The organism is Actinoplanes ianthinogenes (assembly GCF_018324205.1).
Taxonomy (GTDB): domain Bacteria; phylum Actinomycetota; class Actinomycetes; order Mycobacteriales; family Micromonosporaceae; genus Actinoplanes; species Actinoplanes ianthinogenes.
Genome location: NZ_AP023356.1, coordinates 1,316,073 through 1,339,467, shown reverse-complemented (window position 1 = coordinate 1,339,467; position 23,395 = coordinate 1,316,073). Strand labels below are relative to the sequence as shown.

Here is a 23,395-nt window from a genome sequence, read left to right as displayed (position 1 = left end):
CTTGATCGCACTGATCGGGGGAGAAGAAGCGGGGGAGCAGGCGCAGACCGTGGCCGGTGCCTGTGACCGGTTACAGTGCTGCTGTTACGTCGATGTGTCAAGTCCTTGCGTCCAACCCGTTAAGCCTGTGTATCGTTCGGGCCTGTCGGCCTGTGACCGGTTACAGTCCTAACGGAAAGAGGGGTTCTCGTGCCCAATGAAACGGAGCCACTCTCCGTCCGCCACCACGACTGGGCGACGCCGCTGCGCCGCCCGCGAATGAGCAACCAGGAGGACGCCCGGCCCGGCCTGGCGCTCACCAACCGGTACCTGATCAGGAACGGTTCCCCGGTCATCCCGGTCTCCGGCGAGCTGCACTACAGCCGGGTCCCGCGGCACCGCTGGGCGGAGCGCCTGCGCCAGATGAAGGCCGGCGGCGTCACCGTGGTGGCCAGTTACCTGTTCTGGCTGCACCACTCGCCGGCCCCGGGGGAGTACCGCTTCGACGGCAACCTGGACGTGGCCGCCTTCGTCGACCTGGCCGCCGGGATCGGCCTCGACGTGGTGCTGCGGATCGGCCCGTGGGTGCACGCCGAGAGCCGTAACGGCGGGTTCCCCGACTGGGTGCAGCAGGCCCCGGTCCGGCACCGCACCGACGACCCGGCCTACCTGGCCCTGGTCGAGGAGTGGTTCGCCGCGATCGGCGCCCAGGTCAGCGGCCACATGGACAAGGTGCTCGGCATCCAGTTGGAGAACGAGCTGTACACCCAGCCCGAGCACCTGCGCACGCTCAAGCGGATGTCCCGCGCGGCCGGCATGTCCGCCCCGCTCTGGACCGCCACCGCCTGGGACAGCGCCGAGCTGCCCGAGGAGGAGGTGCTCCCGCTCTACGGCGGCTACGGCGACGGCTTCTGGGTCGACTCCGACGCGCCCTGGGCGCCGAACTTCCGGGACCACTACTTCTTCTCGCACGTCTGGGACGACCCGGGCATCGGCGCCGACGTGCGCCGGGCGCAGAACATCGAGGCGGCCAAGGGCGGTCCGCGTACCCCCTCCGACCTCTTCCCGGCCGCCACCTGCGAACTCGCCGGCGGGATGGCGACCGCGTACCACCGCCGGCCGCGGCCGAGCGCGCTCGACGTGGCCACCATCGCCCACTGCAAGATCGGCAACGGGTCGGCCTGGCAGGGCTACTACATGTACGCGGGTGGCACCAACCCGGATGTGCCGGGCGGCCTCCAGGAGTCGCACGCCACCGGCTACCCGAACGACCTGCCGCGCCTCGGCTACGACTTCCACGCGCCGATCGGCGAGGCCGGCGCGCTCGCCGCGAGCCACGCCGAGCTGCGCCGCCAGCACAGCTTCCTGGCCGCGTTCGGCGCCCGGCTCGCCGAGATGCCGTCCAGCCTGCCCGACGTGCGCCCGCACGGCGTCGAGGACAGCGAGACCCTGCGCTGGGCGCTGCGCAGCGACGGGACCAGCGGTTTCCTGTTCATCGCCTGGCACCAGCCGCACTTCCCGCTGGACACCTACCGCGGCGCCCGGTTCAGGGTGGTCCTCGACGACCGCGAGGTGGAATTCCCGTCCCGGCCGGTGGACGTTCCGGCCGGCACCCTGGCCCGCTGGCCGATCGGCCTGACCGCCGGCGGCGTGCGGCTGGACTGGGCCACCGCCTCCGCGCTCACCGTGCTGCCCGGCGCCGTGCCGACCCTGGTGCTGCTCGCCGAGCCCGGCATCGCGCCGTCGCTCTCGGTCGCCGGCCAGGAGCGGGCGATCACCCCCGGTCTGGAGCCGATCCGGCTCGAGACCGCGACCGGCACGCTCGACGTCCTGGTCCTGCCGGCGGAGACCGCCGGATCGCTCTGGGTCTGCGAGGAGGCCGGCCGCCGGGTCCTGCTCAGCGACGACGAGCTGCAATGGGACGCGTCCGGCAGGATCCTGGTCAAGGCCGCTTCGACAGCTTCGGTACGCGCATACGACCCGGCCGTCCGTGCCTTCACCGACCTCCCGGTCACCCCGGCCCACGTCCCGCTGACCGTCGACGTGGCCACCACCGAGCTGCGCCCGGCCACCGACGTGCCCGCCGAGTACGGCAAGCACGACGGCCGCGCGTCGGCGCCCGGCCGGGCGGCGTTCGACGAGCACGCCGCGGTCCACCGGCTGCACCTGCCGGACTGGGCCGCCGACCCGGACCACGACGCCCTGCTCCAGATCGACTGGGCCGGAGACGTCGGCGAGCTGCGGGTCGACGGGGTCACCGTCACCGACCGGTTCTGGGACGGTTCCCGCTGGCAGGTCAACCTGGTCGACGCCGGGTACCGGGCCGGCGCCGAGGTCACCCTGCACCTGCTGCCGCTGGCCACGGTCTCCCCGGTCTCGGTGCCCTCCGAGGCCCGGGACCGGCTGGTCGCCGCCGACTCGCAGCTGCTGGCCATCGACGCGATCCGGGTCGTCGGGCGGGCCGCCACCGGCGAGCCGGACCGTCCGCACCGGGTCCGCAAGACGTCCCGCCGGATGGCCGACGGCCGCGAGATCATCTACTTCGACGACACCGAGCCGTACGTCTCCGGCGCCGCGGTCCGGCAGGCCGCGGACACCCGGCCGCTGCCCGGCGCCGAGGAGGTGCTCAGGGGCGGCGCCCAGGTCCGGTACGACCCGCTGACCGGCGAGTGGATCGCGATGGCGTCGCACCGCAACGACCGGACGTTCATGCCGCCGGCCGACCAGGACCCGCTCGCCCCGACCGTCCCGGGCGGCTTCCCGACCGAGATCGCCGAGGCCGATTACGACGTGGTCGTCTTCGAGAACAGGTTCCCGGCGTTCTCCCCGCGCAACGGAGGCTCGTCATCACTGGTCGACGGCGACCCGCTGTGGCCGGTGCGGCCCGCGGATGGGCGTACCGAAGTCGTGTGTTTCTCGTCGGCCCCGAAGGGGTCGTTCGGCAGCCTCAGCCCGCAGCGGGCCCGGACCGTTCTGGAAGCCTGGGCCGATCGCGCCGTTGAGCTGGGCGAACAGCCCGGGGTCGAGCACGTCTTCGTGTTCGAGAACCGCGGTAGGGAGATCGGGGTGACGCTGCCGCACCCGCACGGGCAGATCTACGCGTTCCCGTTCGTGCCGCCGAAAGCGGCCCGGATGCTGGAGATGGCCCGGCTCCACCGGGAGAGGACCGGCGGGAATCTGTTCCGCGACATCCTCGACGCGGAACGCCGGGCCGGGACCCGGATCGTCACGGCCGGCCGGCACTGGACGGCCTACGTGCCGGCCGCGGCCCGCTGGCCGGTCGAGGTGCACCTGGCCCCGCACCGCGACGTCCCGGACCTGCCCGCGCTGACCGGCGAGGAACGCGACGAGCTGGCCCGGATCTACCTGGACGTGCTCGGCCGCCTCGACCGGTACTTCCCCGGGCCGGAGCCGCTGCCCTACATCGCCGGCGTGCACCAGGCGCCGGTGCGCCAGGGCCGTGACCTGTTCCGCCTGCACCTGCAGGTGTTCAGCGTGCTGCGGGCGCCCGGCAAGCTGAAATACCTGGCCGGGGTGGAATCGGCGATGGCGTCCTGGATCAGCGACACCACGCCGGAACGGATCGCCGCCCGGCTTCGTGAGGTCGCTTGACGTTTCCGCCCGGCCATCCGGCTAAGTCCGGATGGCCGGGTGCCGATCAACAAGTGTGTCCTCGTCTCGTTCGCTCCGTCAGCGGCTGGCGGATCTGCCCCTGGCCGTGAAGATGCTGTCGTCGGTCGCCGCGGTCGCGGTGGCCTGCGCCGTCGTCATCATGATCGCGGTCGGTGGCCTGCGGCTGGTCGACAACAAGTCGAACGCGGTCTACGGCCACGGCGTGGTCCCGATCCAGCACCTCGCCGCGATCCACGAGGAAGTGCTCCGCGTCCGGATGCTCGCGCTCAACTACTACATGTCGAACGCCGAGTACCGGGCCAAGGAAGACGCCGAGATGAAGGAGCGGACGGCGCACGTCGACGAGATCTGGGCGAAGTATCTGCCGCTGACCGCCGACCAGAGCACCGCGACCGCGCTCAAGGCGAACTTCGACAAGTTCAACGAGCTGCGCACCGGCAAGATGATGCCGGCCGCGCTCGACGGGCGGCTCCAGGACTTCTGGGACAGCTGGAACCAGGGCACCGACCTGTACGCCCAGATCGACGAGGCGTTCTCCACCCTGGAGAAGGCGCACGCCGAGTCGGCCGTCCAGGCGAACCAGGAGGTCAGCGACGCCCGCCGCACGGTCACCACGCAGGTGCTGGTGATCGGGGTGATCGGCCTGCTGCTCGGGCTGGCGATCGCGCTGCTCGCGGTGCGTGCCGTGGTCACCCCGGTCCGCCGGGTCACCGCGGTGCTCAAGTCGGTGGCCGAGGGCGACCTGACCCGGGACTCCGGGGTGCACAGCCGTGACGAGGTGGGCCAGATGGCCGCCGCCCTGAACCAGGCGACGGCCAGCATGCGCGACGCGGTCACGATGATCAACGGGAGCGCGGCGACCGTGCTGGAGAGCTCCCGCAACCTGAACTCGGTCAACGACCACCTGTCCGCCGGCGCGGACACCGCGGCCGGCCGGGCCGAGGCCGCGCAGCACGCCGCCGAGGAGGTGGCCCGGCTGGTCAGCACGCTCAGCGCCGCCGCCGAGCAGATGGGCGTGTCGATCCGGGAGATCGCCACGAACGCCTCGGACGCGGCCGGGGTGGCCGGCGAGGCGGTCTCGGTCGCGAGCGAGACCAGCACCATCGTCGGCAAGCTGGGCGAGTCGTCCGCCGAGATCGGCAACGTGATCAAGCTGATCACCAGCATCGCCGAGCAGACCAACCTGCTCGCCCTGAACGCCACCATCGAGGCGGCCCGGGCCGGCGACATGGGCAAGGGCTTCGCGGTCGTGGCCGGCGAGGTCAAGGAGCTGGCCCAGGAGACCGCGAAGGCCACCGAGACCATCGGCCAGCGGGTCGAGATGATCCAGTCCGACACCAACAGCGCGGTCTCCGCCATCGAGCGGATCTCCGAGGTCATCGTCCGGATCAGCGACTATCAGACCACGATCGCCTCCGCGGTCGAGGAGCAGACCGCGACCACGGCGGAGATCAGCCGCTCGGTCGCCGAGGCCGCCACCGGCGCCGAGGACATCGCCCGCAACATCTCCGAGGTGGCCCAGGCCGCCGCGGACACCACCGCCGGCGTCACCAGCTCCCGGACCGCCGCCCAGCACCTGGCCGGCATGGCCGACGAACTGACCGGAGCCGTCCGCCGCTTCGAGGTCACCCGCTGACCCCAGGAGTCAATCCTCGTCGAACCGCGGCGGCGCGGTAGGCGTACTTCCCGGTACGCATGCCGTTCCGCTCCGGCGAATGGATCGACGATGACTGACGAGATGCGCGGTGCCGTCCTCGGCGGGCCGCTCGAGCGACTACGCCAGGCCGCCCGAGTCGACCTGCCGCGGCTGGCGGACGAGTACGCCGGCCTCCGCAACGAGTGCGAGACCAGTTCCGGCTCCGACGACCGGCTCGACCGGCCCGCCCATTTCGGCGCGCCGGCCCTCAAGGAGAGCTGGACGCGGCTGCGCGACCTCGTCTGGACCGCCGCCGGAGAGACCAGCGACAACCTCTGGGACCTGTCGCGGGGCCTCGACTACGCGCTCGACAGGTTCGTCCAGCAGGACACCGAAGCGGCGGACGCGCTGCGAGCGACCCGGTGGACCCTGGAACACGACCGCACCACCACCAACGACGAGTGGACGGCCGGGCACGACGGCGGCCACTACCCGCACCGGTGATCACATGGCGTTTCCGCAGAGTCTCGAGATCGCGATCGACCATCTGATCACCACCCTCGTCCACAAGATGATGTACGAGGAGACGGGCGACGACGACCGCGAAGAGTTCAGTGAGGTCACCGGCGTGCCCTACGTCAGCGACGTGACGATCCTGAACTTCGCCAGGGAGAAGTCCAAGGAGCTGTGGGGACCCTATCTGGAACTGCCCGCGCCCTCCTCGCTCGACGGGGCGATCGAGGCGCTGGCCGGTGCGCACAACCGGCTGACCAACACCGGGGTGACCGCCATCGAGGACGCCGAGTCCTTCAGCCTCGGTGCCCTGGTACCGGAGTTCATGAACGACTTCCGGATCAACCAGGCCGGTTGGCGCGGCGAGACCATCGACGCCGTCCGCAGCGGTTACCTCGACCGCTGGGGCGGCATGCTCTTTCTCCAGGCCAACACCGTCGGACTGCTGCTCCTGGTGCTGAGGGCGTACCAGGAGCAGCTCACACAGGCGCAGAACGACGTGGTCAACCTCGTCAACCGCGCCGCGGAGGCGATCGCCGCCTACCAGCCGAGCTCACTGTGCGGATCGACCGACAAGAAGAATGTCACGTTCAACATCGCCATCGGCGTGCTCAGCGTGCTGTCCGCCGGAGCGGGACTCGCGACCGGAACCGGGATGACGTTCACCGCGATCGCCGCCGCGTTCGGCGCGGCCGGGCTCGGAGTCGCCAAGGACAAGTACGAACCGGACGCTCCCCGGGACCACGACATCCAGGGCGACAATGTCGCCGAACTCTGGCAGAGCATCGTCGACGCGACCGAGAAGCTCCGCCTCCAGTTCAGTGCCTCGGAGAGGGAGCTGCACGACATCATCGCCAGGTTCCACGACAGCATCGTGAACGAAAGCATTTCCATCGGCACGTCCGGGCGCGGCGCCCTGCAGAAACTACCGGCGTTGGAGGTGCTCCGAGCGAAGCCACTGGGTGTGGGCGTCACCAAGGTGCAACGGCCGCTCATCGGGTCGGACAACCCTGATCCCGCTCATTCCCCGGCGCGGTGATCCACAACGGAGGTGCGAAACCGTGGGCAGCATCGAGCACGATCTCAACGCGGTCGTCGCGACGGCGACCTCACCTGATGGGCGCATCGAAGGCCGGACCGAGTCGTTGCAGTACCGCACGCTGCGGTTCTTGCACAACAGTTACGAGCGCTACTATCGCAGCCGTGACGCCGAGTTGCTGGCACATCAACTGGGGCGCGTGGCGACGTTGATGGCCGTGGCCTATCAGAAGGCGCGACGGGATGTCATGCTCGCCCATGGCTTCGAGCGGTCCAGCGCGATGCGGCCACCGTTCACCTCCCGGCATCGTGAGTACCTCGAACGGGGCGCGACACTCGCCGCACGAGGCAGCTCACCGGGTGACGAGATCCAGGTGACGACGACCGGGCTCATCGCATTCGAGGTCAGCGTCGCGCCTGGGCTGGAACGCCACGACGAGCAGGCCTTCCTGCGGTTCGCCGACCAAGCGATGAACGACCTCCACGCGGACTATCAGCGGGTGCACACCGCGTTGCGGCAGGAGTTGTACCGGAAGTACAAGGGCAGAGCGCGATGATCCGCCATCAGCGACTGTCGCGACGGCGCCTGATGCTGGTTGTGCTCGGCGCGGCCACCGGCCTGGCCGCGGGTTGCCGTGGGCCGTCCGGGCACGACGATCCGCCGGCGCCGCCGGCGAGCCCGGACCCGTCGCTGCTGCGGGACGATCTCGCCGCCGGAGTGAGCGTCGAGGACCGCGGGTTCGCGACCTTCCCGGTGCCTGGTGGCCCGCCCACCAGACGCATCGTCGGCACGGCGGCGGTCTTCCGTAACACCACGAACCAGCCGATGCGGGTCCACGTGCGCTTCCGATTCGTGGACTCCGCGGGGCGCGGGTGGCATTCGGAGGAGTTCGACGACTGGGCGGGGATTCTCAGCACCGGCTGGGCATACCTGCCCGCGGGTCAGGCTGTCGATCTCGGCAACATGCTTCAGGTCGATGCGGCGGAGGCGGACCGGATCGCGGGAATCATGCTGTACGTGATCGGGCAGCCGGCGCCGGTGTCCACCCTGCTCCCGCCGAAACGCCTTCAGCTGAAGCCCCGGCCGCACCCTCGCGACGAGTGGGATTACGTGACGTTCGATCTCGACAATCCACGTGGGTACTTCGACGAGCCGAACTACGGCCTGGTGTACCGATCCGCCGAAGGGCGCCTGATCGGTGGCTGGTTCGTCGACCGTGCCTTCTGGTTCCACCTCAAGTCCGAGTTGCCCAAGGGGGAGACCGACCGGTACCCCCAGGGTACGAGCAGGCACACCCTGCCGACCTGGCTCCCGCCGGGCATCCAGCCGGCCGGCGTGACCATGTATCTCTGGCCGTAACCCTGCCGCGCCCACCTTCGCGTGAGGGGGCGGGTGGGACGGGTCGGGCCATAGTAAGGTCCGGACATGGGCGGGGATCGATCTCTCGGGGGCGGGGATCCCACGGCCGTGCACTACGACGAGGAGGAGCGGCCGGCCCGTGAGCTGCGCGGACGTGTCGGGACCGGTGTCGCCCTGGTGGCCGCCGGGACCGGGCTGTTCACGCTCTGGCAGGTGTTCCGGCCGCTGGCGCAGGGCAGCCAGTTCTACCTGATCATCTTCCTGGCCCTCACCCTGCCGCTGATCTTTCTCGCCTACAAGGCGCGGGCCCGCAGCGGGGAACGGCCGACCTGGCTCGACTGGGTGCTGGCCGGCCTCGCGCTGATCGTCTGCCTCTACCCGGTCAACCCGTTCGGGAGCGGATACGACGGCTTCCTCGACCGGCAGGCGCTGCTCGACCCGATCGACGTGGTGTTCGGGGCGGTCCTGCTGGTCCTGGTGATCGAGGCGGCGCGGCGGACCACCGGGCTCGCGCTGCCGATCGTCTGCGGCGCGTTCCTGGCATACGGCTACTACGGCGGCCTCCTCCCGCAGACCTGGCCGATCGCCCACGCCGGACTCGACTTCGCGCAGATCATCGACGCGCTGTACAACTCGGGAAGCGGTTTCTACGGGACGCCGCTGGACGTGGCGGCGACGTACATCGTGCTGTTCACCATCTACGGAGCGGTCCTCGACCTCTCGGGGGCCAGCCGGTTCTTCGTCGACCTGTCGGTGGCCGCGTTCCGCCGGTCGCGCAGTGCCGCCGGGCGCACCGCGGTGGCCGCCGGCTTCCTGCTCGGCACCGTCTCCGGCTCCGGGACGGCGACCGCGGTCAGCGTCGGCGCGGTCACCTGGCCGATGCTGCGCCGCGCCGGGTACCCGCCGGAGCAGGCCGGCGGCATGCTGGCCGCGGCCGGGGTGGGCGCCATCCTGTCACCGCCGACGCTGGGTGCGGCCGCGTTCATCGTCGCGGAGTACCTGGACGTCTCCTACCTGACCGTGCTCGGCTGGGCGATGATCCCGACCCTGCTCTACTACCTCGGGATCGTCCTCGCCGTGGAGATCGACGTACGCCGGTTCGGCGTCCGCGCCGTCGACCCGCCCGAGATCAGCGCCGGGAAGCTGCTCCTACGCCTGGGCTACCACTTCTCGTCGCTGATCCTGATCGTCGTCCTGCTCGCCCTCGGCGAGAGCGCCACCCGCTCGGTGGTCTACGCGACCCTGCTCGCCGTCGCCCTGTCCTTCCTCGACCGGAGCGCCCGGCTCACCCCGTCCCGGCTGTTCCAGGCGCTCGCGGCCGGCGTCCGCGGCGTGCTGCCGGTGGTCGCGGTCTGCACCGCCGCCGGGGTGATCACCGCGATCACCACCAAGACCGGGCTCGGCGCGCAACTGGCGTCGCTGCTGGTCAGCGGCGCCCGAGCGATCACCGACAACCCGACCGCGGTGCTCGCGCTGACCGTCCTGCTGGCCGCCGTGGCGCTCTCCGTCCTCGGCCTCGCCGTGCCGGTCACGGCCAGCTTCATCATCGGCTGGGTGATCATCGGGCCGGCGCTGCTCGGGCTCGGGGTGGGCGCGCCGGCCGCGGCGATGTTCGTCTTCTACTACTCGGTGCTCTCCGAGGTGACCCCGCCGACCGCGCTGGCCGCGGTGGGCGCGAGCGCGATCACCGGGGGACGGACCATGGCGACGATGTGGCAGGCGCTGAAGTACGCGCTGCCGGCCTTCCTCGCCCCGATCGCCTTCGTGCTCACCGAGCGCGGGGAGTACCTGCTGGCCCGCGGGCCGGCGCTCGGGGTGCTGTGGACCAGCGTGGTGGCGGCGCTGGCGGTGTTCGGGCTGGCCATCGCCACCGGCGGCTGGGTGCCGGGGATCGGCCGGGCCGGGGTCGCGAGCCGGGTGGCCGGGGCGGTCGGCGGGCTGTTCCTGCTCTATCTGGCACCGGTCGCGGTGGCGATCGGGCTGGGCGCGCTGGTGATGTCCGCGCTGCTCGCGCTGCTGGAGCGCGATCGGCGTACCGAAAAAGAACCGGAACGGGAACAGCGCACCGCGACCCAGCCGTGACCGATAAGATTCATGACTATCAATAGGGTTGCCTTTCCACGGGGAGAAGCAATGAGACGAATCCTGACCGCCGCGACCGTCACCGCCCTCGTTCTCGCCGCCTCCGCCTGCGGTGGCCGCCAGGACACCGCCGCCACCGACACCGGCGGCGAGGTCACCTGCGACGTCGCCCAGGACACCCGGATCGGCATCGCGACCGGCAACGCGACCGGTGTCTACTTCGCTCTCGGCAACGCATACGCCGAGCAGATCAACGCGGCCGGCGGCAAGGTGCAGGCCACCGCCGCCGAGACCGGCGCCTCGGTGCAGAACATCCAGCAGCTGGTCGCGGGCACCTACGCGGTCGCGTTCTCGCTGGCCGACACCGCCGCCGACGCGGTCAACGGCACCGGCAGCTTCACCGCGAAGCAACCGATCGCGGCGCTGTCCCGGATCCACACCAATTACACCCAGGTGATCGTCCGCAAGGGCGCCGGGATCAAGGACGTGGCCGGGATGAAGGGCAAGCGCGTCTCCACCGGCTCGCCGAAATCCGGCACCGAGGTGATCGCCAACCGCATGCTGAAGGCGGCCGGCCTCGACCCGGCCAAGGACGTCAGCGCCCAGAAACTCGACCTCACCAAGACCGTCGACGGCATGAAGGACGGCACGATCGACGCGCTGTTCTGGTCCGGCGGGCTGCCCACGCCGGGCATCACCGACCTGCTGACGTCCGCGAAGGATCAGGTCGAGTTCCTCGACGTCACCCCGCTGCTGCCGGAGATGCAGAAGATCAACGAGGTGTACCAGGAGGGCACCGTCCCGGCCGCCACATACCAGCTCCCGGCCGACGTCAAGACCATCGTCGTGCCGAACTACCTGCTGGTCCGCGCCGACCTCGACCCCGATGTCGCCTGCGTCCTGACCAAGACCCTCTTCGACCGCAAGCCCCAGCTGGAGCAGGCCAACGCCGCGGCCAAGGAGATCAGCCTCGACACCGCCCGCAAGACCGCGCCGGTGCCGCTCCAGCGCGGCGCCGAGAAGGCCCTCGACAACCTCAACGCCCCAAAATAAACACGATTTGATACGCCTCGGTGACCACCCGGACGAGCCATCCGAACCCAAGCCACCCGAACCGTGCCTCGTCGCGACCGCCGCTCCTCTTGCGGACCGCGACGCAGTTCCGGGCGGAATCCCGGGTCGAGGCAGGCGGTCCCGCCGCTGGCTTTGTTCGCGCGCCGGGCGGTTGCGTTGCTGGGTTTGGTTGCGGGTCGACGCCGGGCGGTCCCGTCGCTCGGCTTGTCCGCGGAGCGGGTCAAGCGGTCGCGCCGCCGTCGATCACCAGGTCGTGCCCGACGGTGAAACCGGACTCCGCCGAGGCCAGCCAGAGGATCGCGCCGGTGATCTCGTCGAGGCTGCCGACCCGGCCGATCGGCAGCGCCGACGCCAGCCGATCGGCCCGGTCCTCCGGTGTCTCGCCGGGACGTAGCGACATCGCGGTATCCGCCGGCCCGGGGCTGACCGCGTTGATCCGGATGCCGTCCCGGATGTACTCCAGAGCGGTGTTCCGGGTCAGCGCGCTCACCGCGGCCTTCGTCGCCGCGTAGGCGCCGAGCCCGGGTCGCCGCCCGTGCGCGCCGATGTTCGACGCCACGTTCACGATCGTCCCGCCGGTGGCGCGCATCAGGCCGATCTCGTGCTTCATCGACAGGTAGACACCGGTCAGATTGGTGGCGACCAGCCGATCCCACTCGGCGGTCGGCAGCTCCGCCAGCGGCATCCCGCCACCGAACACGCCGGCGTTGTTGACCGCGACGTCGAGCCGCCCGAACCGGCCGGCGATGGTGTCCAGCAGCCCCACCACGTCAGCCTCCACCGTGACGTCGGCGACGACCGGGATGCCGCCGGTCTCCGCGAGCGCGTCCTTGTCCCGGCCGGCGACGACCACGGTCGCGCCCTCGGCGGCGAGCGCCCGGGCGGTGTTGCGCCCGATCCCGGACCCGCCCCCGGTGACCAGCGCAACCCTGTCGGTGAATCGTCCACCCATCTCCAGCCCCTTTTCTAGAACGTTCGGTATGAAAACTCGGGCTTTCCTCACGCCCGGCTTTCCGTGCGTCCAGCTCTTCCGCGCGCCCCGGCTTTCCTCGCGCCTGGCTTCTCCGTGCGCCCGCCTTCCGTGCGTCCGCCTTCCGTGCGCCCGCCTTCCGCGGGTCCGCCTTCCGCGGGTCCGCCTTCCGCGGTCCGGTTCTCCGGGCGCTCGTCTTCCGTGGGTCCGGCTTTCCGTGCGCTGAGCTTCCGCGGGTCCGGTTCTCCACGCGCTCGCCTTCCGTAGGTCCGGCTTTTAAGTGGGTCCGGCTTTCCGTGGGTCCGGCTCGCCTGGCGGCGGCTTCCTTGCGCGCCCGCTCAGGGCTGCGCCAGTGCGCTGATCAGCGCGATCGCCTGCGCCGCAGCATCCGGCGCGCGCCCGCTGCCCGGCCGCCCCTTGCCGACCACCCGCAGGCCCTGGAGCAGCACCAGCACCAGCCGTGCCAGCGCCGCCGGATCAGCCTCGCCGGTCAGCTCCCCGCCCGCCCGTGCCCGGCTGAACGCCGAGGTCAGCGCCGCCTCCAGCGCCGACCAACTGGCCTCGACGGTGAGCGCCGCCTCCGTGTCCGCCGGCAGCCGCTCGATCGCCGAGTTGACCACGAAGCAGCCGGCTCGCGCCTCGTCCACGGCCGCATAGTCCCTGATCAGCGCAAACACCGCGGGCAGCGCCGCGCCGGGCCCGGCCAGCCGCGCGACGATCCCCGGGTCGCGCGCCGTCGCATAGGCGTCGAGCGCCTTGAGATACAGCTCGTGCTTGCCGCCGAAGGTGGCATAGAGCCCGGCCCGCGCCACCCCGGTCGCCGCGACCAGATCGGACATCGAGGTCGCCGCGTAACCCTGCTGCCAGAACACCCGCATCGCCCGATCGAGCGCCTCCGCGACGTCGAACTCCTTGTTCCGCCCCACCCCGCCACCCTAACCTTTCCAGAATGATCGGTCCATAAAGGTGAGCCGTGCAACCCTGTCCCGCGGTGACCCCGTGTCTACCGCGACGGATGAACGATGGGGGAATGCATGAGCGACCGTGACGAGGCGTTCGCGGACTACTTCGCGGCCCGGTCAGGCAGCCTGCGCACCACGGCGTACCTGCTCTGCGGTGACTGGCATCGGGCCGAGGACCTGGTCCAGACGGCGTTCACCAAGCTGTACCTGCACTGGAACCGGGTGAACCGCGACGAGTCGCTCGATCCGTACCTGCGCCGTGTGCTGATCCATGCCTTCATCGACGAGGGCCGGTGGGGCTGGTGGCGGCGGGAGCGTCCGCACGACGCGCCGATCGAGCGCCCGGCGGCCGCGCCCGCGCCCGCCGAGGACCGGCTGATGCTGCTCCGGGCGCTCGCCGTGGTCCCGCCCCGCCAGCGCGCGGTGCTGGTGCTGCGCTACTGGCAGGACCTCAGCGTCGAGGAGACCGCGGCCGCGCTCGGCTGTACCGCCGGCACCGTCAAGAGCCAGGCCGCCCGCGGGCTCGCCACGCTGCGCGCCCTGGTCGGTGCGCCCGTCACCGCCGATTGAGGGGAAGAACCATGGAGGAGAACGAGTTCCGCGACGCGCTGCACACCGTGCTGACGCTGAGCCCCGAGCCGCCGCCGATGGCGTCGGCCACGACCATCGCGGCCGGGAAGCGAGCGGAGCGCCGCCGCACCGTGCTGGCCTGCGCCGGCGTGGTGGTCGTCCTGGCGGCGGTGGCCGTCGTCCCGGCCCGCTATCCCGGCACCGATCCCGCGCCGATCGAGGCCGTGGCCCCGGCGCCCAGCGCCGATGGTCAGCCCGATGGAGACGCCGACACCGGGCACCACTACCTGATCGCCCAGAAACTGGTGAACGTGCTGCTGACGAAGGTGCCGACGGGCTATCAGGCGTCGCTCGGGCGGTTCGGCGACGGCAACAGCCTGGCCCGGACGGACGTCGTGAACGGGGTGTGGAGTTACGTGACGACCGTGAAGATCACCAAGGGTGGCAGCGCCGGGGAACTGGCGGCCGAGCTGCACGAGCCGGACAAGCGGCCCACGGACCCGTGCGCGCTGACCGCGTCGTTCTGGGGCGGCGCCGCGACGTGCCAGGTGCGGAAGGTGGGTTCCGCGGTGGTCGGTGTCGCGACGGCCACCGACGCCCTCCATCAGTACGAGCAGTGGGTCGCCTACCGCTACCCGGACGGTGGCGTGGTCGTCGTGGGACAGGACCGTGACTCGTCGTTCGAGGCGATCCCGTCGCTCGCCGAACTGCCCTTCACGGCGACCGAGTTGGCCCGGCTCGCCACCGATCCGGAATTCCGGGTCACGAGCTGAGTCGCGCGCGGGTCCTACCATAGATGGAAATCGATCATGAAACGGTTGTCCGGGTCGTGATCGCCAACTATCCACGGGGGAGTGGAAAGTGCGTACACGTAAGAAGTTATCCCTGTTCACCGCCGGGTTCCTGACCCTGCTCACCGGCGCCGCCCTCGCTCCGGCCGCGGCCGTGGCCGCGGTGGGGCCGACCGTCACCACCCTGCCGTTCACCCACCCGTCCGACGTGGTCAGCGCCGGGAGCCGGGTCTTCGTCAGCGGCGGCCCCGACTCCAAGCAGATCGCCGTGACCGACGCGGTCGGCACCGTCACCGGCAGCATCGACGGGCTGGACGGACCCACCAAGCTCCAGCTCAGCACCGATCGCCGGACCCTCTACGTGACCCTGCGATCGGCCGGGAAGATCGCCGCGTTCGACACCGGCTCGCTGCGGCGCACGGCCACCTGGAACGTCGGCGAGGGAACCTGCCCGTCGTCGCTCGCCTACACCGGCCGGTATGTCTGGTTCGGCTACGGGTGCGAGGACGGGAAGGGCAACATCGGCCGGATCGACCTCCTGCGCGGACCGACCCTGGTGACCAAGGGGCTCGCCGACACCGATTTCTACTACCCGCCGCTTCTCGCGTCGGCCGTGCGCAACACCAGGGTGCTGCTCGCGGGTGAGCGGAGCCTCAGTCCCTCGGTCGCCATCGCCTACGCCATCGGGGTTGACGGCAAACTGACCCGGACCAGCGAAACGACCTGGGAGAACTCCGGTAGCAACGGGGCAGACCTGGCGCTCGACCCGGCCGGTGCCACCGCGTTCAAGGCCAGTGGCTCGCCCTACCACGTGCAGTCGTTCCCGGTCGAGAACATGGCCAAGACCGGGACGGCGTACGAGACCGGGTCGTATCCCAGCGCCGTCGACGTCTCGCGGGACGGCACCCGGGTCGCGGGCGGCGTCTTCGCCTGGTACGACCCGGACGTCTTCGTGTTCAACCTGGACGGCACCGTGGTCACCCAGTTCGAGCTGGGCGGGACGGACCACACCCTGACGCCGGGCGCCCTGGCGTGGTCGCCGGACGGCAGTCTGCTGTACGCGCTGAGTGACGGCGGCTACCCGTACACGACGCCGGCCCAGCTGCACGTCCTGCCGGTCCCGGCAGCCTGATTAATGCGTTGCCGGTCCGGGGCGGGCCACCTAGGTTGGGACACAGCTTCGAGCCCCTCAGGGAGATCACGACCATGCTGTGTACCTACCTTTATCTCGCCCCGGACCGGTGGCGCGGCTGAGCCGCTCGCGAGCTTCGCGCCGCCGTTCCCATCTCCAGGGGATGGCGGCTTTTTCATGCCCTCGTAGCCCAACTGGCAGAGGCCCGGCGTTGAGGACGCCGGTGGTGCGCGTTCGAATCGCGCCGAGGGCACTGCGTGACATCGCACGCCATGCGGGCGCGCCGACGCTGGAGAGTCGGACCCGGCTGTAAACCGGTTGCCTATGGCTGAGCAGGTTCGAATCCTGCCGCCCGCACGCACGATCGCATGCCCGAGTGGTCAGGGGACCGTCTGCAAAACGGTAGACGCCGGTTCGAATCCGGCTGCGATCTCCGAAAAGGACAAGAGGATCATGAGCCGGGCCGCGGCGGGCGATCACGCGGGCGGCGCCGGAGCGTAGCGAGCAGGCTGGCCGGCCGCGCGCGCCAAGGGTCCGCGGTGGCACGTCACGTCTCGAGTCGCGCGCCGGCGCTCCCATAGATACGATTCGATCAAAGCGCGGGGGGTCGGCTCTCGCGCGGACGTTCGCACAGCAATCCATGGGGGAAAACAGTGCGTAACTCGAAGCGCTTCACCGCGCTCGTAACCACGCTCGTGGCCGGCCTGGCCGGCGCCGCGATCACGCCCGCCGCGGCCGTGGCCGCGCCCGTACCGATCGTCACCACCCTCCCGTTCAGCAACCCGTTCGACGTGGCCACCACCGGTGACCGGGTCTTCGTCAGCGGCGGCAGCGAGTCGACGCAGATCGCCGTTACCGACGCGGCCGGCAAGCTCACCGGGACCGTCGACGGGCTGGAGGGGCCCACCAAGCTGCAGCTCAGCAACGACCGCAAGACCCTGTACGTGGCGCTGCGGGCGGCCGGCAAGATCGCCGCGTTCGACACCGGTTCGCTGCTGCGCTCGGCCACCTACGACATCGGTGAGGGCACCTGCCCGTCGTCGCTCGCCTACACCGGCCGATTCATCTGGTTCGGCTACGGGTGCGGCGGCTGGGAGGGCAACATCGGCAGGATCGACCTCGGGCGGCACCCGGCCGTGGTGACCAAGGGGCTCGCCGACACGACGTTCTACACCCCGCCGCTGCTCGCGTCGGCGGTGCGCAACACCAAGGTCCTGCTCGCCGGTGACGAGGGTCTGAGCCCGTCGGCGACCATCGCGTACGGGATCGGCACCGGCGGCACGCTGACCCGGATCAGCGGCACCACGTCGGAGAACTCCGGAGGCAACGGGCAGGACATCGCGCTGAATCCGGCCGGGACCATCGCGTTCTCGGCCAGCGGCGCGCCCTACCACGTGCAGTCCTACCCGGTCGCCGACATGACCCAGACCGGGACGGCGTACGAGACCGGCGCGTACCCGAGCGCCGTCGACATCTCCCGGGACGGCACCAGGGTCGCGGGCGGGGTCTTCGCCTGGTACGACCCGGACGTCTTCGTCTTCACCCTGGACGGCGCCGTGGTCACCCAGTTCGAGCTGGGCGGGACCGATCACACCCTGGTGCCCGGCGCCCTGGCCTGGTCGCCGAACGGCCGCCGGCTGTACGCGGTGAGCAACGACGGCTACCTGCACACCACGCCGGCCCAGCTGCACGTATTGCCGGTCCCGGCGGCGTGAGCCCAGCCGGCTGATCAATAGCGTTGCCGGTCCGGGGCGGGCCGCACAGGTTGGACGCAGTTCCGAGCTCCCAGGGAGACTTGATCACGCTGTGTTCCTGCCTTGGTCTCGCCCCGGACCGGTGACGCGGCCGAGTCCGCTCGCGAGCTGGCAGCGGCCCGGTGGTGAGGACGCCGGTGGTGTGCGTTCGCATCGCGCCGAGGGCACAGCATGGCGACAAAAAATCATGAACCGGCCCGCGCCAGGCGTGGTACACCCCGGCAAGAGATGAAACTCCCGCCTGAGGGGAGACCGGGATGACCACCATGACGCAGCCTCGAGTCCTCGCCTTCCGTCGTTCGAACCGCGTCGCGCGCGTCGCGATCGTGGCCTTCATAGTCCTCAACCTCGCCGCGGTGCAGGTGATGTTCGCCGCCGCCGGCCCCGCTCACAACCTTTTGGGTACGATCGGCCGCCTGCTCGGCCTGTACCTGGCACTGGTCATGGCGTTCCAGCTTCTGCTGGTCGCCCGCCTGCCGATGGTCGACCGGGCGTTCGGGATGGACCGCCTCACCTCCTGGCACCGCTGGACCGGCATGACGATCTTCTGGCTGGTGCTGGCCCACCCGACGTTCGTGCTACTCGGCTTCGCCCGCCTGGACGGGATCTCCTTCCTGGACGAAGTCGTCAACCTGGCCAAGCAGCCGCCGGTCCTGCTCGGCATGATCGCCGCCGGGCTGATCCTGGTGATCGTGACACTGTCCGTGCGGGTCGCCCGGCGCCGGCTCTCCTACGAGACCTGGCACGCCATCCACTTCCTGCTCTACGTCGTCGTGCTGCTCGGCGTGCTGCACCAGGTGTACGAGGGCACCGCCTTCAAGGTCAACCTGGTCACCCAGGCGTACTGGTGGGGACTGTGGACGTTCGCGCTCGGCAGCCTGCTCGCCGGCCGCCTGGTGGTCCCGTTGATCCGCAACTCCCGCCACCGGCTGCGGGTGGCCGCGGTCGTCTCCGAGTCGGACGACACCGTGTCGGTGCACGTCACCGGCCGCGACCTGGACCGGCTCCACGCTCGTGCGGGGCAGTTCTTCCTCTGGCGCTTCCCCGGTTACAACAAGTGGTGGCAGGTCAACCCGTTCTCGCTGTCCGCCGCGCCGAACGGCCGTTCCCTCCGGCTCACCGCCAAGGGCATCGGCACCACCAGCGCCGGCCTGCGCGACCTGCCGATCGGCGCGAAGGTCTACGCCGAGGGCCCGTACGGGGCGTTCACGGCGGCGCACCGGACCCGCGGCGCGACGGTGCTGATCGCCGGCGGCATCGGCATCACCCCGATCCGCGCGCTGCTGGAGGACCCGGACCTGACCGGGCATGTAGTCGTGCTCTACCGGGTACGTAGTGCTCAGGACGCGGTCCTCCTCGGCGAGTTGCGCAATCTGGCCGACGTCCGCCAGGCCCGCCTGCACCTGCTGACCGGCCGCACCGGAACCGACTACCAGCCCTTCGCCCCGGAACGCCTCCTGGCCCTGGTCCCCGACATCACCGCCCGCGACGTCTACGTCTGCGGCCCCAACCCGATGACCACGTCCGTCCTGGACAGCCTCCGCCGCCTCCGGGTCCCGTCCCGCCAGGTGCACGCCGAAAGGTTCCGCCTGGCCGGCTGAAGACGGGACCGTCCGGACGATGCCCCCGGACGGTCCTGGCGAAGGTCCCGGGCGCTGCCTCCGTATGGGGGAGGCAGCGCCCGGGCCTCACCACCGGTGGTGCCCACCTGTCACCCGAGCAGCGCCGGTCTCTCACCCCGGAATCCTCACCGCCCGTGGCCCGCTGCCGGTCACCCGAGCAGTGCCGGTGTCTCACCCTGGAATCCTCACCGCCCGTGGCCCGCTGCCGGTCACCCGAGCAGTGCCGGTGTCTCACCCTGGAATCCTCACCGCCCGTGGCCCGCTGCCGGTCACCCGAGCAGTGCCGGTGTCTCACCCTGGAATCCTCACCGCCCGTGGCCCGCTGCCGGTCACCCGAGCAGCGCCGGTGTCTCACCCTGGAATCCTCACCGCCCGTGGCCCGCTGCCGGTCACCCGAGCAGCGCCGGTGTCTCACCCTGGAATCCTCACCGCCCGTGGCCCGCTGCCGGTCACCCGAGCAGCGCCGGCTCCATCGGGCGCGCTTCGGTCGGTGCGCGAGCGCCGGCTTTCCTGAAGTCGGGGGCCGTGCCGGGGATACTTCGCGGCATGACGGATGCGGGGCTGCTGCTGGTGGCGATTGTCGAGATGGCCGACGGGCATGCCGAGGCGGGCCAACGCTATGAGGACGACGTCCTCGCGCTGCTGCCCCGCCACGGCGGCACTCTGGAACGCCGCACCCGGGATGCCGCGGGCGGCGAGGAGGTGCACCTGATCCGGTTTCGCGACCGGGCCGGCTACGAGAGCTTCATGACCGACCCTGATCGTCTCGCCCTGCGCGCGACCCTCGGCGACGCCGCCCCGGCCACCCGCGTCATCGAGGTCCGCGACGTATAGCCCGTCTCGAGGAAGCGGCCGCCACTGTCCACATCGGGGACCGGTAGGGGAGCGGCCGGCTTGCTCGGGGGTCAGGTCAGGGTGACGGCGATGGCCAGGCGGGCGGTTCCGTGGCGGTGGCCTTGGGCAGGCGGGTGGGTGCAGGCCGGGGCCTGGATGACGGCCGAGGCGCTGGCCGAGCGGATGGTCTGGTGGTAGTGGGTCTTGGGCAGGCAGGCAGGCAGGCGGGTGGGCCGGGGCCGGGGCCGGGGCAGTGGCCGGGCGGTTGGTGTGATGACGGCGATGGCCAGGCGGGCGGTTCGGTGGCGGTGGCCTTGGGCAGGCGGGTGGATGCAGGCCGGGGCCTGGATGACGGCCGAGGCGCTGGCCGAGCGGATGGTCTGGTGGCAGTGGGTCTTGGGCAGGCAGGCAGGCAGGCGGGTGGGCCGGGGCCGGGGCGGTGGCCGGGCGGATGGTGTGGTGGTGGCGGGGCTGGGCGGGCCGTGGGTTCAGGTCAGGGACATGGCGGCGGCCAAGGCCGTGGCCAGGACGTAGAGCCAGGTGGCCAGGCGGACGGTCTGGTATCGCCGGGGTTCGGCCTGGCCGGCGGCCCGCAGCAGGACTGCCAGCAGCGGGAGGACCAGGATGGCGTGCAGGGCTACGCCGTGGACTGGTTTCAGGAAGCCGGCGGTTTCGTAGGCGACGGCGGGGCTCTGTGTGCGGTAGAGGACCGTGCCCCTGGCGATCATCGCGACGCCGGTGGCCAGGGTGAGCAGGAGCAGCGCCCAACCGGCGCGCAGGGCCAGGCGGAGATCGGACGGGCCGCGGATCCGGCCGCGTAGCGCGATGACCGCGAAGGTGACCAGCGTGGCCACGAGCACCGCGCCGCCGACGGCCAGGGACATGGCGATCGCCTGGGACGCCGGGGTCTCGGTGTTGAAGTGGGACGGCACCCGGCGCCAGGCCTGGACGGTGATGCCGGTGACCTCGAGGACGCAGTCGGCGGTGAAGATCCCGAGCAGCCAGGTGCGCAACCGTGGGCTCATCACCAGATAACTCGTCACCCAGGCGACGGTGATCAGGGTGAGCCCGAAGGACAGGCCGAAGGTGGTCGGTTTGCGCCAGGAGACCGGGCCCTCCCACGGGCCGCCGTCGACCAGGAAGACGCCGAAGTGCACCACGCCGGAGAGCATCAGCAACGCTCCGACCAGGTGGGCGATCCGCTCCACCGGCCGCAGCGCGCCGAGGCGGGTCGCGGCGCCGAGAACCTGGGTCATGCCTCGATCCTGCCGCGCGCCCGGCGATCCGTCGTCGGACCCAGGTCGTATTCCGGAAGTACGCCCCAGGTCTTACACCGGAGCCGCCCCGTGCGCGGAGGAGCGCAGGCGCGGAGGCGGAGGGCAGCGGGAGGGAGGCGCGGAGGAGTGCGGGCGCGGAAGGACGGACAGTGGGGCGGAGGGCCGCGGAGGCGGTCTGGCACAAATCGACTCGCGTGAGGGCGTCGGGCTGGAGCATGATCACCCCATGAGTGCCAGGTTGCGGGCGTTGGGCCAGGAGGCCGCCCGGATCGCCGAGGAGGGCCATTACACCGGCCCCGACGGACGGGTCGAGATCGCGGACCAGGTCGCCCGCGCGGTGGCCGGCACCCGGTTGCACCTGCCCGGGGACACCCTGCCGGAGCCCACCCCCGCCGCCGGCCCGCCGGTGATCGAGGTGACCGCGGAAAGCACCCTCTGGGCCGCCCGCCGGCTCGGCACCGACCCGGCCTGCCTCAACTTCGCCTCGGCACGCAACCCGGGCGGCGGCTTCCTCAACGGCGCCCAGGCCCAGGAGGAGAGCCTGGCCCGCAGCTCGGCGCTCTACCCGTGCCTGCTGGCGGCCGGTGACTTCTATGCCCACCACCGGGCGGAACGCTCGCTGCTCTACACCGACCGGATCATCTACGCGCCGTCGGTCCCGGTCTTCCGCGACGACAAGGGACGGCTCCTGCCCACGGCGTACCCCGTCTCCTTCCTCGTCTCGGCGGCCCCGAACCGGTCCGCGATCGCCCGCAACCAGCCGGAGTCCCTGCCGGAAATCTCCACGACGCTGGCCCGCAGGGCCGCGCGGGTGCTCGCCGTCGCCGCCGCGCACGGCCACCGTGAGCTGGTCCTCGGCGCCTGGGGCTGCGGCGTCTTCGGCAACGACCCCGCCGAGGTGGCCCGGATATTCGCCGAGGCGCTGACGGTCAGCCCCTGGTTCGACCGGGTGGTCTTCGCGATTCTGGACCGCGGAGGCGCCACCCGGCAGGCCTTCGAGAGGGTTTTCCGCACCTAGGATGATGTGGGTGGCCGACGACTTCGACGATCCGCTGGTCAGGTTCGGGCGCTGGGCACTCGCCAAGGTCTGGTTCGGCGGCGTGGTCTCCGGCGCCTACGCGCTGGGCCGCCACTACCACTGGCCGCAGGCCTTCCTCACCGCCGCCGCCGTGCTGGGCGCCGTGGCCATCGCGCTGACCTGCTCGTTCCTGCCGATCTGGACCCGGCACCGGCCGAGCGGCATCCCGGTCGTCGACGTCGGCCTGCGGGTGATGGTCTGGGGCGGCCTGGTCGCCTCGGTGATCGCCCTGCTGATCGGCACCCCCGCGGTCGGCATGGTGGCGGCGGCGCTGCTGCTCACCACGGCCGCGCAGACCTTCGGCGACCCGTTCGTCCCGTTCCTGCACCGCCTCCAGATCACCCCGAAAGTGACTCACATATCCGGAAAAAGCAGGGCCAAGGCGAGCTAGTAAACGTCTGTTTACTTCGCCATGACGGAACCGTCGCCCTCCGTACCCCTCCGCGGCGTCCACGGCACCGTCACCCTCACCTGGGCCGCCACGGGCGCTCGCCACGTCACCGTCTACGCCGGCTGGGCCAGCGCGGCGATCCTGACCGCGCTCGGCGTGCCGCGCGCGACGGTGCTCCAGGACTACCTGCTCAGCAACGTCTACAACGCCGCGACCCTGGCCCGGGTGCCGGCCGCGATCCGGCCGGGTTACCAGGCCGTGCTCGACGTCCGGGCCGAGTACCTGCAGTCCGGCTACGACGAGATCGCTGCGAGGTACAGCACCTTCGACAAGTACCTGACCGAGGGCCTCGGCTTGCGCGCCGAGGACCTGCGGGCGCTGCGCGCCCAGTTGCTGATCGGCTGAGGTCCGCCGGGCGCACGGTTGGTTCCGCTTTCGGTACGCCCGGAGCACGGCACTCCCCGCACCCGGGGCCGGCCCGCTCCGGGCGTACCGAAAGCGCGAAGCGAGCAGGGAGCGGCAGCGGGCCGTGAGCGTCGGCCGGGCCTCAACCCGTCGGTGCCGGTGCCGATGGGGCAGGTATGAAACGGCTCTGGGTGGATGTCGGCGGGACCTCAAGATCATGGCGGTCGGGGACCTGACGAGTCTGGTGGGAGGCTTCCGCCACTAGCCGACAGTTTCGTCCCTTTTCCCCTACAG

At 71.0% G+C, this 23,395-nt stretch carries 20 protein-coding genes and 3 tRNA genes; 20 read left to right on the top strand and 3 right to left on the bottom strand.

Going from position 1 to position 23,395, the window contains the following annotated elements; genetic code table 11:
- Positions 1-189 precede the first annotated feature (189 nt).
- From galT to Aiant_RS06090, 8 genes are all read left to right on the top strand, one after another.
- Positions 190-3,591, top strand: coding sequence for a galactose-1-phosphate uridylyltransferase (gene galT / locus Aiant_RS46835; RefSeq protein ID WP_306415851.1), 3,402 nt, complete (start codon positions 190-192; stop codon positions 3,589-3,591).
- Between the two features lie 112 nt (positions 3,592-3,703).
- Complete coding sequence (locus tag Aiant_RS06120) at positions 3,704-5,248, top strand: methyl-accepting chemotaxis protein (RefSeq protein ID WP_245006666.1); 1,545 nt, start codon at positions 3,704-3,706, stop codon at positions 5,246-5,248.
- Between the two features lie 90 nt (positions 5,249-5,338).
- Positions 5,339-5,752 carry a hypothetical protein gene (locus tag Aiant_RS06115; protein WP_189335190.1) on the top strand — a complete coding sequence of 138 codons (414 nt, stop codon included), beginning with the start codon at positions 5,339-5,341 and terminating at the stop codon, positions 5,750-5,752.
- 4 nt (positions 5,753-5,756) lie between these two features.
- A complete protein-coding gene (locus Aiant_RS06110; protein WP_189335191.1) occupies positions 5,757-6,800 on the top strand; it encodes a hypothetical protein in 1,044 nt (347 codons plus the stop codon).
- Between the two features lie 22 nt (positions 6,801-6,822).
- On the top strand, positions 6,823-7,356 hold the full coding sequence (locus Aiant_RS06105) for a hypothetical protein (RefSeq protein WP_189335192.1): 534 nt from the start codon (positions 6,823-6,825) through the stop codon (positions 7,354-7,356).
- Between the two features lie 32 nt (positions 7,357-7,388).
- Positions 7,389-8,159, top strand: coding sequence for a hypothetical protein (locus Aiant_RS06100; protein ID WP_189335193.1), 771 nt, complete (start codon positions 7,389-7,391; stop codon positions 8,157-8,159).
- Between the two features lie 66 nt (positions 8,160-8,225).
- Positions 8,226-10,241, top strand: a complete 2,016-nt coding sequence (locus Aiant_RS06095) for a TRAP transporter permease (protein ID WP_189335194.1) — start codon at positions 8,226-8,228, stop codon at positions 10,239-10,241.
- Positions 10,242-10,292: 51 nt separating this feature from the next.
- Positions 10,293-11,294, top strand: coding sequence for a TAXI family TRAP transporter solute-binding subunit (locus Aiant_RS06090; protein ID WP_189335195.1), 1,002 nt, complete (start codon positions 10,293-10,295; stop codon positions 11,292-11,294).
- Positions 11,295-11,535: 241 nt separating this feature from the next.
- Here Aiant_RS06090 and Aiant_RS06085 read toward each other — a convergent pair whose 3' ends face one another.
- Positions 11,536-12,267 (bottom strand): SDR family NAD(P)-dependent oxidoreductase, encoded by a 732-nt coding sequence (locus Aiant_RS06085; RefSeq protein WP_189335196.1) that lies wholly within the window; start codon positions 12,265-12,267, stop codon positions 11,536-11,538.
- Between the two features lie 356 nt (positions 12,268-12,623).
- Entirely contained in the window at positions 12,624-13,211 is a 588-nt protein-coding gene (locus Aiant_RS06080) for a TetR/AcrR family transcriptional regulator (protein WP_189335197.1), read from the bottom strand.
- A gap of 108 nt (positions 13,212-13,319) precedes the next feature.
- Between Aiant_RS06080 and Aiant_RS06075 the strand changes: the two genes are divergently transcribed.
- The 9 genes from Aiant_RS06075 to Aiant_RS06035 all read left to right on the top strand — a co-directional run bounded on the left by Aiant_RS06075 (position 13,320) and on the right by Aiant_RS06035 (position 19,950).
- On the top strand, positions 13,320-13,817 hold the full coding sequence (locus tag Aiant_RS06075; protein WP_189335198.1) for a SigE family RNA polymerase sigma factor: 498 nt from the start codon (positions 13,320-13,322) through the stop codon (positions 13,815-13,817).
- Between the two features lie 11 nt (positions 13,818-13,828).
- On the top strand, positions 13,829-14,590 hold the full coding sequence (locus Aiant_RS06070) for a hypothetical protein (RefSeq protein ID WP_189335199.1): 762 nt from the start codon (positions 13,829-13,831) through the stop codon (positions 14,588-14,590).
- Positions 14,591-14,678: 88 nt separating this feature from the next.
- Entirely contained in the window at positions 14,679-15,740 is a 1,062-nt protein-coding gene (locus Aiant_RS06065) for a YncE family protein (RefSeq protein ID WP_189335200.1), read from the top strand.
- A 179-nt stretch (positions 15,741-15,919) separates the two neighbouring features.
- Positions 15,920-15,993: transfer RNA gene (locus Aiant_RS06060), tRNA-Leu, on the top strand.
- A gap of 21 nt (positions 15,994-16,014) precedes the next feature.
- Positions 16,015-16,097: transfer RNA gene (locus Aiant_RS06055), tRNA-Tyr, on the top strand.
- 5 nt (positions 16,098-16,102) lie between these two features.
- Positions 16,103-16,173 (top strand) — tRNA-Cys (locus tag Aiant_RS06050).
- Positions 16,174-16,393: 220 nt separating this feature from the next.
- Complete coding sequence (locus Aiant_RS06045) at positions 16,394-17,455, top strand: YncE family protein (protein WP_189335201.1); 1,062 nt, start codon at positions 16,394-16,396, stop codon at positions 17,453-17,455.
- A 305-nt stretch (positions 17,456-17,760) separates the two neighbouring features.
- Positions 17,761-19,095 (top strand): ferredoxin reductase family protein, encoded by a 1,335-nt coding sequence (locus Aiant_RS06040; protein ID WP_229831156.1) that lies wholly within the window; start codon positions 17,761-17,763, stop codon positions 19,093-19,095.
- Between the two features lie 567 nt (positions 19,096-19,662).
- The gene (locus tag Aiant_RS06035; protein ID WP_189335845.1) at positions 19,663-19,950 is read left to right on the top strand and encodes a hypothetical protein; all 288 of its coding nucleotides are present in this window, start codon (positions 19,663-19,665) and stop codon (positions 19,948-19,950) included.
- 488 nt (positions 19,951-20,438) lie between these two features.
- Here Aiant_RS06035 and Aiant_RS06030 read toward each other — a convergent pair whose 3' ends face one another.
- Positions 20,439-21,206, bottom strand: coding sequence for a hypothetical protein (locus Aiant_RS06030; protein ID WP_189335846.1), 768 nt, complete (start codon positions 21,204-21,206; stop codon positions 20,439-20,441).
- A 247-nt stretch (positions 21,207-21,453) separates the two neighbouring features.
- On the opposite strand from Aiant_RS06030, the gene Aiant_RS06025 reads away from it, so the two are divergent.
- From Aiant_RS06025 to Aiant_RS06015, 3 genes are read left to right on the top strand one after another with little or no spacing between them, the layout of a single operon-like run.
- A complete protein-coding gene (locus Aiant_RS06025; RefSeq protein ID WP_189335847.1) occupies positions 21,454-22,245 on the top strand; it encodes a TIGR02452 family protein in 792 nt (263 codons plus the stop codon).
- Between the two features lie 10 nt (positions 22,246-22,255).
- The gene (locus Aiant_RS06020; protein WP_189335848.1) at positions 22,256-22,696 is read left to right on the top strand and encodes a hypothetical protein; all 441 of its coding nucleotides are present in this window, start codon (positions 22,256-22,258) and stop codon (positions 22,694-22,696) included.
- A gap of 21 nt (positions 22,697-22,717) precedes the next feature.
- Complete coding sequence (locus Aiant_RS06015) at positions 22,718-23,101, top strand: tyrosine-protein phosphatase (RefSeq protein ID WP_189335849.1); 384 nt, start codon at positions 22,718-22,720, stop codon at positions 23,099-23,101.
- The last annotated feature ends 294 nt before the right edge of the window (positions 23,102-23,395 follow it).